The sequence below is a fragment of the Brevundimonas sp. genome (genome assembly GCF_031082345.1).
GTDB lineage: Bacteria > Pseudomonadota > Alphaproteobacteria > Caulobacterales > Caulobacteraceae > Brevundimonas.
In genome coordinates this window covers 1-11,033 of sequence record NZ_JAVHLH010000075.1, presented here as the reverse complement: position 1 = coordinate 11,033, position 11,033 = coordinate 1, and the positions used below count along the sequence as shown (strand labels likewise).

Annotated in this window: 12 protein-coding genes; 6 read left to right on the top strand and 6 right to left on the bottom strand. The window is 70.0% G+C overall.

Annotated elements, in window-relative coordinates; genetic code table 11:
* The first annotated feature begins 66 nt into the window (after nt 1-66).
* Entirely contained in the window at nt 67-2,112 is a 2,046-nt protein-coding gene (locus RDU12_RS06860) for an NAD(+) synthase (RefSeq protein WP_308684331.1), read from the top strand.
* Between the two features lie 4 nt (nt 2,113-2,116).
* On the opposite strand, the gene RDU12_RS06855 is transcribed toward RDU12_RS06860, so the two are convergent.
* From RDU12_RS06855 to RDU12_RS06845, 3 genes are read right to left on the bottom strand one after another with little or no spacing between them, the layout of a single operon-like run.
* Nucleotides 2,117-2,419, bottom strand: a complete 303-nt coding sequence (locus RDU12_RS06855) for a hypothetical protein (RefSeq protein ID WP_300292816.1) — start codon at nt 2,417-2,419, stop codon at nt 2,117-2,119.
* Nucleotides 2,416-3,291 (bottom strand): alpha/beta hydrolase, encoded by an 876-nt coding sequence (locus tag RDU12_RS06850; RefSeq protein WP_308684330.1) that lies wholly within the window; start codon nt 3,289-3,291, stop codon nt 2,416-2,418. The genes RDU12_RS06855 and RDU12_RS06850 overlap by 4 nt, the downstream gene beginning before the upstream one ends.
* A 52-nt stretch (nt 3,292-3,343) precedes the next feature.
* Complete coding sequence (locus RDU12_RS06845; RefSeq protein ID WP_300290178.1) at nt 3,344-3,856, bottom strand: HAD family hydrolase; 513 nt, start codon at nt 3,854-3,856, stop codon at nt 3,344-3,346.
* A gap of 132 nt (nt 3,857-3,988) precedes the next feature.
* On the opposite strand from RDU12_RS06845, the gene RDU12_RS06840 reads away from it, so the two are divergent.
* From RDU12_RS06840 to RDU12_RS06830, 3 genes are all read left to right on the top strand, one after another.
* Nucleotides 3,989-5,149 carry a DegT/DnrJ/EryC1/StrS aminotransferase family protein gene (locus RDU12_RS06840; protein ID WP_300290177.1) on the top strand — a complete coding sequence of 387 codons (1,161 nt, stop codon included), beginning with the start codon at nt 3,989-3,991 and terminating at the stop codon, nt 5,147-5,149.
* 104 nt (nt 5,150-5,253) lie between these two features.
* Nucleotides 5,254-6,189 (top strand): Gfo/Idh/MocA family oxidoreductase, encoded by a 936-nt coding sequence (locus RDU12_RS06835; RefSeq protein ID WP_308684329.1) that lies wholly within the window; start codon nt 5,254-5,256, stop codon nt 6,187-6,189.
* 31 nt (nt 6,190-6,220) lie between these two features.
* Complete coding sequence (locus tag RDU12_RS06830; RefSeq protein WP_300290175.1) at nt 6,221-6,391, top strand: hypothetical protein; 171 nt, start codon at nt 6,221-6,223, stop codon at nt 6,389-6,391.
* Here the strand turns inward: RDU12_RS06830 and RDU12_RS06825 are convergent.
* Together RDU12_RS06825 and RDU12_RS06820 are read right to left on the bottom strand one after the other, a co-directional pair.
* The gene (locus tag RDU12_RS06825) at nt 6,388-6,867 is read right to left on the bottom strand and encodes a MaoC family dehydratase (RefSeq protein WP_300290174.1); all 480 of its coding nucleotides are present in this window, start codon (nt 6,865-6,867) and stop codon (nt 6,388-6,390) included. The two genes, RDU12_RS06830 and RDU12_RS06825, sit on opposite strands and share 4 nt — an antisense overlap.
* The gene (locus RDU12_RS06820; RefSeq protein WP_300290173.1) at nt 6,864-7,865 is read right to left on the bottom strand and encodes a threonine/serine dehydratase; all 1,002 of its coding nucleotides are present in this window, start codon (nt 7,863-7,865) and stop codon (nt 6,864-6,866) included. Before RDU12_RS06820 ends, RDU12_RS06825 begins: the two co-directional genes overlap by 4 nt.
* A 248-nt stretch (nt 7,866-8,113) precedes the next feature.
* Here RDU12_RS06820 and glpK point away from each other — a divergent pair, with 248 nt between their 5' ends.
* Together glpK and RDU12_RS06810 are read left to right on the top strand one after the other, a co-directional pair.
* On the top strand, nt 8,114-9,607 hold the full coding sequence (gene glpK / locus RDU12_RS06815; protein ID WP_300290172.1) for a glycerol kinase GlpK: 1,494 nt from the start codon (nt 8,114-8,116) through the stop codon (nt 9,605-9,607).
* Nucleotides 9,604-10,704, top strand: coding sequence for a phosphotransferase family protein (locus RDU12_RS06810; RefSeq protein ID WP_300290171.1), 1,101 nt, complete (start codon nt 9,604-9,606; stop codon nt 10,702-10,704). Before glpK ends, RDU12_RS06810 begins: the two co-directional genes overlap by 4 nt.
* A gap of 3 nt (nt 10,705-10,707) precedes the next feature.
* Here the strand turns inward: RDU12_RS06810 and RDU12_RS06805 are convergent.
* A partial coding sequence (locus tag RDU12_RS06805; protein WP_308684328.1) for a hypothetical protein occupies nt 10,708-11,033 on the bottom strand: 326 nt, incomplete at its 5' end.

Below are 11,033 nucleotides of genomic sequence, written 5' to 3'. Positions count from 1 at the left end.
CCCACGCGCCGGCGCCACGCTGGACAGCACTGGGTCCCGGCTTTCGCCGGGATGAGCGGAGTTTAGATGCCCAAGACCCACGCCTTTCACAGCCCCGCCGCCCACGGCTTCGTCCGCGTCGCCGCGGCCACGCCGGTGGTCCACACCGCCGATCCGGTCGCCAACGCCGACGAGCACATCGCCCTGATCGAGCAGGCGGGCGCGCGGGGCGTGGACCTGATCGTGTTTCCGGAGCTGAGCCTCAGCGGCTACGCCATCGACGACCTGCTGATGCAGGGGGCGCTGCTGGACGAGGTCGAGCGGCAGATCGAGCGGGTGGCCGAGGCGGCCGACGCGGCCGGGCTGATCGCCGTCGCCGGGGCGCCGCTGCGCAACGGCGACGCCCTCTACAACTGCGCCGTGGCGCTGGGCTCGGGCGGGGTGCTGGGGGTCGTGCCCAAGACCTATCTGCCCAACTATCGGGAGTACTATGAGAAGCGCTGGTTCGCCCCGGCGGCGAGCCGGTCCGAGGATGCGATCGTGCTCGGCGGCGAGACCGTCGATTTCGCCCCCGGCCTGATCTTCGAGGCGGCGAACCGGCCCGGCTTCGTCTTCGCGGTCGAGATCTGCGAGGACTTCTGGGCCCCGCAGCCGCCGTCGACGCGCGCGGCGCTGGCGGGAGCGCGCATCCTGCTGAACCTGTCGGCCTCCAACATCGTCATCGGCAAGGCCGGGGAACGCGCCCTGCTGTGCGCCAGCCAGTCGGCCCGGACCCTGTCGGCCTATGTCTTCACCGCCTCGGGCTGGGGCGAGAGCACCACCGACCTGGCGTGGGACGGGCAGGCGATCATCCACGAACTGGGCGCCTGCCTGGCCAGCGGCGAGCGCTTCTCGATGGAGAGTCACCTGACCGTGGCCGATATCGACGTGGAGCGGATCGGGCTGGACCGGCTGCGCAACGGCACCTTCGCCGACTGCGCCCGGCTGGAGGGCGAGCCGGCCACGGTGATCCCGTTCGAGGCCGGGCCGGGGCCGGGGCCGTCGGCCGACCTGATCCGTCCCCTCGACCGCTTCCCCTTCGTGCCGGACGACCCGGCGCGGCTGGATCAGGACTGCTACGAGGCCTTCAACATCCAGGTGCAGGGGCTGATACGGCGGATGAAGGCGACAAATGGCGAGAAGATCGTCATCGGCGTCTCGGGCGGGCTGGATTCGACCCAGGCCCTGCTGGTCGCCTGCCGCGCCTTCGACCGGCTGGGCCTGCCGCGCACGGGCATCCTCGGCTACACGATGCCGGGCTTCGCCACGTCCGAGGGGACGAGGTCGAACGCCTGGGCCCTGATGAAGGCGCTGGGCGTGACCGGGGCCGAGATCGACATCCGGCCGACGGCGACGACCATGCTCGAGGCCATCGGCCACCCGTTCGCCAAGGGCGAGCCGGTCCACGACATCACTTTCGAGAATGTGCAGGCGGGGCTGCGCACCGACTATCTGTTCCGGCTGGCCAACCAGAACGGAGCCTTCGTGCTGGGCACCGGCGACCTGTCGGAGTTGGCGCTGGGCTGGGCCACCTATGGCGTCGGCGACCATATGAGCCACTACAACGTCAACGGCGGGGTGGCGAAGACGCTGATCCGGCACCTGATCCGCTGGGTGGCCGACCGCGAACTGGTCGGGGCCGACGCGGCGCCGGTGCTGCGCGGCATCCTCGACACCGAGATCTCGCCGGAGCTGGTGCCGGCGCAGGACGGCAAGATCCAGTCGACCGAGGCGACGGTCGGGCCCTATGCCCTGAACGACTTCTTCCTGTTCTACATCACCCGCTTCGGCCTGAAGCCGTCGAAGGTCGCCTGGCTGGCGCATCAGGCGTGGAAGGACGCCGGGACGGGCCACTGGCCGGCGGGGACGCCGGAGGACGAGAAGATCGAATACGACCTGGCGACCATCAAACACTGGCTGCGCAAATTCCTCGTCCGCTTCTTCCAGACCTCGCAGTTCAAGCGCTCGGCCCTGCCCAACGGGCCCAAGGTGGTCACCGGCGGCTCGCTGTCGCCGCGCGGCGACTGGCGCGCGCCGTCGGATGCGACCGCGCGGGTGTGGCTGGACGAGCTGGAGGCCAACGTTCCGGACTGACCGGCTATGGCTGGCTCAGGCCACCCCAGGCGATCAGGCCGGCGATGATGATAAAAGCCATCGGAACGAGGACGCGGACGATCGGCACCAACCGCCGTGTGGTCTGATCCAGCGCCACATACTCCGGACCATAGAGCACCGTAGCATCGAGCGTCATTACCCCATTGAACAACGTCCTGGTCGACTTGGGGAGGGAGCCTGACTGCTTCTGGGCGCGAACGTGAAGGTCGAGATAGAGTGCCACCGCAAAGGCGCCGCCCAGACAGATGAAACCGGCGACGAGCGCCAGGATGAACAGGCCGCTCAAGGCAGCTCGCCCAGGAACGGGAAGATCGCCGCCTTGGCTTCGGGCTCGTCGAGCATGGGGGCGTGGCCGACGCCGGGGACCTCGACATAGTCCATCTTCGGGGCGCGTTTCTTCATCTTGGCGGCGATGGCCTCGCTGAGCAGGTCGGAGTTCTGGCCGCGCACCAGCAGCACCGGCCGCGCCTTGGCCAACCGCCCGAACATCGGCCACAGGGCGGGAACCAGGGCCTTGGCCCCGGCGGCGCGGATCGGCACGGCGATGTCGGGGTCGTAGTTCAGCACCGGCGCGCCCTCGGTGCCGATCTTGAAGGTGCGGCGGGCGAAGGCGTCCCAGTCGGCGTCGGTGTAGTGGGGGAAGGCGACGGCGTTGATCGACTTCACATAGGCGGCGGCCTCGGCCCAGCCGGGGGTGTCGACCGGCTGGCCGGAATAGGCGGCGATGCGCATCAGCCCTTCCTTCGCCACCTCGGGGCCGATGTCGTTGAGGATGGCCGCGGCGACGACCTTCGAGCGGATCGCCGCCAGGGCCATGGTGATCAGCCCGCCCATCGAGGTGCCGAGGAAGACGGCGCGGGCGATCCCGGCCTGCTCCATCAGAGCCAGCACGTCATGGGCGTAGTTGAGCGGCTGGTAGGTCATCGGATCAGGCGCGCGGTCCGACAGGCCGCGGCCGCGCACGTCGACGGCCAGCACCCGGCGGCCGCTCTGGGCGATCAGCGGGGCGATGGCCTCGAAGTCGGCCGAGTTGCGGGTCAGGCCGTGGATGGCGATCACCGGCAGTTTCGCCGCGCCGGAGGCGGCGGCGTAGTCGCGGGCGTACAGGCTGAGCCCGTCGGAACTGGTCCAGCGGCGGTCGGCGAAGGTCTGGGTCATGCGGGACTCCGGGAGGCGTGGCCCGGAGTAATTCACTGCCAGACGAATTCCATCAATGGCCGAGCAGATCTTTTACGAAATCATTGAGGTTGCCGCCCTCGAAGCGGAAGCCCGGGATGCCGGCGCGGCGGGCGGCCTCGAGGTCGGAGGCCTGGTCGCCGATGAGGAAGGATTTCGCCGGATCGATGCGGTGATCCTTGACGGCGCGGAGGATCATGCCGGGATTGGGCTTGCGATCCGGATGATCGGGGTGGCGGTAGCGCTCGTCCAGCGCCTCGGCGTGGAAGGGGCAGGCGTAGACCGCGCCGATGACGGCCTGCTTCGCCGCCATCCGGCGCACCAGCAGGGCGTTGAAGGCCTTCATCTGCGCTTCGGTGAACAGGCCGCGGGCGACGCCGGACTGGTTGGTCACCACGACGCACAGATAGCCGAGCTGGTTCAGTCGGCGCACGGCCTCGCAGGCGCCGGGGGTGAAGCGCAGATGGTCTTCCAGATGGGGGTAGCCGGAATCCTCGATCAGCACGCCGTCACGATCGAGGAAGACGGCGGGAACGCCGGATGTCATGATGCGACGGGCATACGGCGCCGTACGCTGTCGTTGCAACCCGTCACGGGAAGTGACCCGAACCGATTTGGCGGGACGGCGGATGATTTGCTAGGGAGCGCGGCCCCGACTGCGCCAACGGAGACCCCCGGCATGACCATTTCCTTCATCGACCTTCAGGCCCAGCGACTGCGGCTGAACGGGGCCATCGAGGCCGCGGTGCAGGAGGCCGTCGTCGGCGGCGCCTGGGTGATGGGACCGCAGGTGCGTCAATTCGAGGCCGACCTGGCCGCCTTCGGCCGGGCGAAGCACGCCCTGGGCTGCGCCAACGGCACCGACGCCCTGGCCCTGCCGCTGATGGCCTGGGACATCGGCCACGGCGACGCCGTGTTCGTGCCTTCGTTCACCTTCGCCGCCACGGCCGAGATCGTGCCGTGGTTCCACGCCGTGCCGGTCTTCGTCGACGTCGACGCCACGACCTACAACATGGACCCCGGCCATCTCGAGGCCGCCATCGAGGCGACGATCAAGGAAGGCCGGCTGAAGCCGCGCGTGGTCATCGCCGTCGACCTGTTCGGCCAGCCCGCCGACTATCCGGCCCTCAAGGCCATCTGCGACAAATACGGCCTCAAACTGATCTCGGATTCGGCCCAGGGCTTCGGCTGCACCATCAACGGCGAGCATCCGCTGAAATGGGCCGACATCACCACCACCAGCTTCTTCCCGGCCAAGCCGCTGGGCTGCTACGGCGACGGCGGGGCGGTGCTGACCAATGACGAACACCTGGCCCAGCTGATCGAGTCGCTCCGCGTGCACGGCAAGGCCATCGCGTCGGACCTGAAGGACCGCACCTTCGACCACGACCCCAAATATCTGAACATGCGCATCGGCCGGAACAGTCGTCTGGACACCATCCAGGCCGCCGTCCTGATCGAGAAGCTCAAGGTGTTCGGCGACGAGATCGGCATGCGCAACCGCGTCGCGGCCCGCTACAACGAGGCCCTGCGCCCGCATGTGGCGGCCGTGCCCGACGTGCCGGAAGGCAATGTCTCGAACTGGGCCCAGTACACCATCGAGCACGAGGATCGGGACGGTCTGGCGGCGCATCTGAAGGCGCAGGGCGTGCCGACGGCGGTCTATTATCCGATCCCGCTGCACCTGCAGCCGGCCTATGACATGTATCCGCGCGGGCCGCAGGGGCTGCCGGTGACCGAGCGTCTCAAGGACCGCGTCATCAGCCTGCCGATGCATTCCGATCTGGACGAGGCGACCCAGGACCGCATCATCGCCGCCGTCGCCAGCTTTGGAAAATAGCGGTCATTCCGGACGGCTCGCAGAGCCGATCCGGAACCCGGGCGTTCAGACGCGGTCCCGGGTTCCGCTTCGCGGCCCCGGAATGACGGGTTAGGAGGCAGGGCATGACCACTCATCAAACCACCCTCAGGTTCGGCGTCGCCGGCGCGGGGGTCATGGGGCGCAACCACGCCCGCGTCCTGTCCGACATCCGCGACGTCGAGCTGACCCATGTGTTCGATCCCGACGCCGCCGTCGCCGAGGGGGTGGCCGCCGCCTATGGAGCCAGTCCCGTGACCACGGCCGAGGCCTTCGTCGCCGCCGGGCTGGACGCCGCCGTGGTGGCGACCCCGAACCGCACCCACGCCGACCTGACCGTGGCCATGCTGGAGAAGGGCGTCCATGTGCTGGTCGAAAAGCCGATCGCCGCGACGATCGCCGACGCCCAGCGCATGATCGACGCGGCCAGGGCCAACAAGCGCGTGCTGATGGTCGGCCAGGTCGAGCGCTTCAATCCGGCCGTCGACGCGGTCAAGCGCGCCATCGACGGCGACGACATCATCTCGATCCAGATCACCCGGGTCGGCCCCTTCCCGCCGCGCATGGGCGAGGTCGGGGTGGTCATCGACCTGGCGGTGCACGACATCGACATCATCCGCCACCTGACCGACAGCGAGATCACGGAGGTCCAGCCGCAGCTGGCCCGCACCCGCGCCGAGCGCGAGGACACCGCCCTGCTGCAGTTCCGGCTCGAGAACGGGGTCATCGCCCACATCACCACCAACTGGGTGACCCCCTACAAGGTCCGCACCCTGCAGGTGGCGACGCGCAACAAATTCGTGGTGGCCGACCTGATCACCCGCCAGGTCACCGAATATTTCGGCCAGCAGGCCGACGGCTCCTACCAGACCCGCGCCGTCAACAGCTGGCCCGCCGAGCCGCTGAAGAAGGAGCTGGAAGCCTTCGCCCACGCCATCCGCACCGGCGAACCGGCGGCGGTGACCGGCGAGGATGGACTGCGCAATCTGGAAGTGGCGCTGAGGTGCCTCGGCGAGGGCTGAACCCTCCGCCGCGCCCGCGCGTTACCGGCGCATGACCGAGGTCCCCATCACCCCCGCCCCCGGCGACGAGGCCGAACCGGACACGCCCGGGACCGGCGAGAACATCTGCCCCGGCTGCAACGGCACAGGTCTGGTCGGCGACCGGCCCTGCCCGACCTGCGAGGGCTCGGGGCGGGTGATCGAGGGGATCGGCGGGGGCTAGCCCACCACCTGCATCCCCAGCCATTCCGCCACCAGCGCCGGCTTGTCGGCGCCTTCGATCTCGACCGTGACCTCGTGCTTCAGCAGCCAGCGGCCGCCGCCCTTGTCCTCGACCGACAGCAGTCTGAAGCGGCCGCGGACGTTCGACCCGGCCCGCACCGGGGCGAGGAAGCGGATCTTGTCGAAGCCGTAGTTGACCCCCATCACCACCCCCTCCAGCGGCGGCATGGCGTCGTAGGTCATGGCCGACAGCAGCGACAGGGTCAGGAAGCCATGGGCGATGGTCCCGCCGAACGGGGTGGCCTTGGCCGCCTCCGGGTCGATGTGGATGAACTGGCGGTCCTCGGTGATCTCGGCGAAGGCGTCGATGCGGGCCTGGTCGACGGTGATCCAGCGGCTGACGCCGATCTCCTGTCCGACCAGATCGGGCAGGTCGGCGACGGGCGTGGGCGTTCCCTGGCGTTCGGTGCGGCTCATGCGGACTCCTCGGACGGGGTGAAACGGTCTTCGATGATGGCGGCGAACAGGGCCGGGTCGACGTTGCCGCCGGACAGGACGACGGCGGTGGTCCGATCCCGCGCCTGGATCTTGCCGGCCAGCAGGGCGGCCAGCGACACGGCCCCGCCGGGCTCGACCACCAGCTTGAGCACCCGGAAGGCGTAGCGGACGGCCTCGGCCACCTCGGCGTCGGAGACGGTCTCGACGCGGTCGAGGCGGCGGTTGATGGGGAAGGTCAGCTCGCCCGGCCTGTCGGTCATCAGGGCGTCGCAGATCGTGCCCCGGGCCGGCGCATGGGTCAGGCGTTCGCCGGCGGCGAGCGACAGCTGGGTGTCGTTGTAGTCGCGCGGCTCGACCGCGATCACCGGCGTGTGCGACGCCAGCGACGCCATCACCAGATTGATGCCGGCGATCAGCCCCCCGCCCGAGGCGCCGCAGACCAGCTGGTCCAGCGGCGCGACGCCGACGGCCTTGGCCTGGTCCAGAATCTCCAGCCCGACCGTGCCCTGGCCCTCGATGACGAAGGGATCGTCGAACGGGCGGACCAGCACCGAGCCCTTTGAGGCGGCGATCTCCTCGCCGATGGCCTCGCGGCTTTCGGTGTAGCGGTCGTACATCCGCACCTCGCCGCCGAACGAGCGGACGCCCTCGACCTTCACCGCCGGGCTGTCGGCGGGCATGACGATGACGGCCTCGATACCCAGCATCTGGGCGGCGGCGGCGACGGCCTGGGCGTGGTTGCCGGAGGAGTAGGCCACGACGCCGCGGGCCCGTTCCTCGGGGGTGAGCCGGCTGATGCGGTTCCACGCCCCGCGGAATTTGAACGCCCCGGCGCGCTGCAGGTTTTCGGCCTTGAGCAGCACCCGTCCGCCGACATGGGCATTGAGGGCCGGGTTCTCGATCAGCGGCGTGCGCACGGCGCGGCCGGCGATCTGGCGGGCGGCGTCCTGGACGCCGGCGAAGGAGGCGGTGTGCATGGGATATCCATACCGCGTCATTTCTTCCCGGCGAAGCCGACTTTGAAGGCTGGAAGGTTCTTCACAACGAACACAACGAAGAACCCACAAAGGACACGACGGGGCCTGCGCCAGCTCTCAACCCGTTGTGTTCGTCGTGCCTCGTGGTGTTCGTTGTGATGAACCTCCCCCTCGCGGACAGGGGTCGAGGTTGCGGCTTCGCCGCGATGCCCGGTTGAGTCTCCGGGCCGCCGCTCTAACCTGACCGGATGAAGCCCCTCATCCTCGCCATCGACCAGGGCACGACCTCGACCCGGGCCATCGCCTTCGAGTGCGGGGATGGGGGGCGGCTGAGGCCGGTCGCGGTCAGCCAGATCGAGCTGGCGCAGCATTTCCCCAAACCCGGCTGGGTCGAGCACGACGCGGCGGAAATCTGGGCCGCGACGCTGCAGACCTGCCGCGAGGTCATCCGCAAGGCGGGCGGGGTCGGGCGGTTCGCCGCCGTCGGCATCACCAACCAGCGCGAGACCTCGGTGATCTGGGATGCCGCGACCGGCGAGCCGCTGCATCGCGCCATCGTCTGGCAGGACCGGCGCACCGCGGCCGCGACCGCGAAACTGGCGGCGGCCGGCCATGAGCCGATGGTGCAGGCGGCGACGGGCCTGATCCTCGACCCCTATTTCTCGGCCTCCAAATTCGCCTGGCTGCTGGACGCCGTTCCCGAGGCGCGCGAGCGGGCCGAACGCGGCGAGGTCAAGCTGGGGACGATCGAGACCTGGCTGATCTGGAAATTGACCGGCGGGGCCCGCCACGTCACCGACGCCACCAACGCCAGCCGCACGTCCCTGATGGACCTCGCCACCCGCCAGTGGCGGCCCGACCTGGCGGCGCTGTTCAATGTCCCGATGGCGGGACTGCCGGACATCCGGGTTTGCGCGGATCATTTCGGCGATTGCGACCCGGCCCTGTTCGGGGCCGCCCTGCCGATCCACGGGGCGGCGGGGGACCAGCAGGCCGCATTGGTGGGACATGGCGCGCTGAAGCCCGGCGACGCCAAGATCACCTACGGCACCGGGGCCTTCCTCGTGGCCAATGTCGGCGACACGCCGGTGGCCTCGACCAGCCGGCTGCTCGGGACGCTGGGCTACGCCGTGGGCGGGCAGGCGGCCTGGGCGCTGGAGGGATCGATCTTCTCGGCCGGCTCGGCGATCCAGTGGCTGCGCGACGGGCTGAAGGTGATCTCGGAGTCGCGTCAGTCCGAGGCCATGGCCCAGGGGCTGAAGGACAACGGCGGCGTCTATCTGGTCCCGGGCTTCACCGGCCTCGGCGCGCCGTGGTGGGAGCCCGAGGCGCGCGGGACCATCACCGGCCTGACGCGTGACAGCGGCCCGGCGCAGATGGTGCGGGCGGCGCTGGAGTCGCTGGCCTACCAGACCCGCGACCTGCTGGACGCGCTCGAGCGGGACGGGGCCCCGAGGCTGAAGGTGCTCAAGGTTGACGGCGGCGTCACCGCCAACGCCTTCGCCATGCAGTTCGTGGCCGACATCTGCGAGGTCACGGTCGAGCGCCCGGCCTTCCAGGAGATGACGGCGCTGGGGGCGGCCAGGCTGGCGGCGCTGGGCGTCGGCCTGATTGCGGACCTCGAGGACCATCCGGTCGAGGCGCCGGCGCGCTGGACGCCGCGCATGGGCGCGGACGAACGCGAACGGCTGCTGAAAGGCTGGCGCGGGGCGGTGAAGGCCGCCATCATCGCCGCGCAATGAGCCAGACCGACCCCGCCGACACCCCCGCCGACGCCCCCACGGACGCCCAGTCGACCTTCTCCGGCACGCGCGAGGTCGATCCGCGCTACGCCCTCGACGAGTCGAGGCTGGGCGATTGGCTGGCGGCCCATGTCGAGGGCTACGCCGGGCCGCTGACGGTGCGCCAGTTCAAGGGCGGTCAGTCGAACCCGACCTATGAGCTGACCACGCCCGGCCGAACCTATGTGCTGCGCCGCAAGCCGCCGGGAACCCTGCTGGCCTCGGCCCATGCCGTCGACCGCGAGTTCACCGTCATCTCGGCCCTGCACGCCCAGGGCTATCCGGTGGCCCGGCCGTGGGCCCTGTGCACGGACGAGACCGTGATCGGCTCGATGTTCTACGTCATGGACAAGGTCGAGGGCCGGGTGCTGTGGGACCTCAAACTGCCGGGCATGACCCCGGACCAGCGGCGGGCCATCTATGACGCCCAGGTCGATACGCTGGCGGCGCTGCACGCCTTCGATCCGGCCGCCATCGGCCTCGGCGACTACGGCCGGCCGGGCAACTATTTCGAGCGCCAGGTCGGGCGCTGGACCAAACAGTACCGGGCCTCGGAGATCGAGCCGATCCCGGCCATGGACCGGCTGATCGAATTCCTGCCCGCCACCCTGCCGCCCGAGGGACCGACGCGGATCGTCCACGGCGACTTCCGGCTCGACAACCTGATCCTCGCCCCCGAGGCGCCCGAGGTGCGGGCGGTGCTGGACTGGGAGCTGTCGACCCTCGGCGATCCGATGGCCGACTTCTCCTATCTGCTGATCGCCTGGGTCATTCCGGCCACGGCCCGCAACGGCCTCGCCGGGGCCGATATCGAGGCCCTGGGCATTCCCTCGGTCGAGCAGATGGTCGAGCGCTACGCCGGCCTGACCGGGGCGCGGCCGGCGAACCTCGACTGGCTGTTCGCCTACAATCTGTTCCGGCTGGCGGCCATCTGCCAGGGCATCGCCGGGCGGGTGCGCGACGGCACCGCCGCCTCGGCCCATGCGAAGACCATGGCCGCCCAGGTCCCGATGCTGGCGGAAGGGGCGCTGTCGTTCGCGAGGAAGGCCGGGGCCTGAGGCCTAGTTGCTGAGGACCTGGACGCGGGTCCACAGCGCGCCGCGATTGACCACCTGCACCCGCAGCCGCGCCGGCGCGCCGGGCGACAGGGTGCAGACCGGATAGTGGTCGCCGAAACCGTCGGCGCACAGCAGCTTGCCCGCAGCGTCCCGGACCGTCAGGTCGACGTCGGTGTCGCCGTCGCCGATGGCGGCGATGCGCAGGATCTCGGCCCCGCGGGCGTCGATGTCGAAACTCCAGGTCTCGCGGGAATCCAGCCGTTTGACGGTGGACACCGGACCGCCGCCTCCCCCGCCGCCGCCCATGGTCGGCGTCGCCTCGTCGCCCT

Bases quoted from the DNA above. Each gene is read 5' to 3' on its own strand.
- RDU12_RS06860 (WP_308684331.1), top strand. From the start codon at position 67: ATGCCCAAGACCCACGCCTTTCACAGCCCCGCCGCCCACGGCTTCGTC.
- RDU12_RS06850 (WP_308684330.1), bottom strand. From the start codon at position 3,291: ATGACCCAGACCTTCGCCGACCGCCGCTGGACCAGTTCCGACGGGCTC.
- RDU12_RS06845 (WP_300290178.1), bottom strand. From the start codon at position 3,856: ATGACATCCGGCGTTCCCGCCGTCTTCCTCGATCGTGACGGCGTGCTG.
- RDU12_RS06840 (WP_300290177.1), top strand. From the start codon at position 3,989: ATGACCATTTCCTTCATCGACCTTCAGGCCCAGCGACTGCGGCTGAAC.
- RDU12_RS06835 (WP_308684329.1), top strand. From the start codon at position 5,254: ATGACCACTCATCAAACCACCCTCAGGTTCGGCGTCGCCGGCGCGGGG.
- RDU12_RS06830 (WP_300290175.1), top strand. From the start codon at position 6,221: ATGACCGAGGTCCCCATCACCCCCGCCCCCGGCGACGAGGCCGAACCG.
- RDU12_RS06825 (WP_300290174.1), bottom strand. From the start codon at position 6,867: ATGAGCCGCACCGAACGCCAGGGAACGCCCACGCCCGTCGCCGACCTG.
- RDU12_RS06820 (WP_300290173.1), bottom strand. From the start codon at position 7,865: ATGCACACCGCCTCCTTCGCCGGCGTCCAGGACGCCGCCCGCCAGATC.
- glpK (WP_300290172.1), top strand. From the start codon at position 8,114: ATGAAGCCCCTCATCCTCGCCATCGACCAGGGCACGACCTCGACCCGG.
- RDU12_RS06810 (WP_300290171.1), top strand. From the start codon at position 9,604: ATGAGCCAGACCGACCCCGCCGACACCCCCGCCGACGCCCCCACGGAC.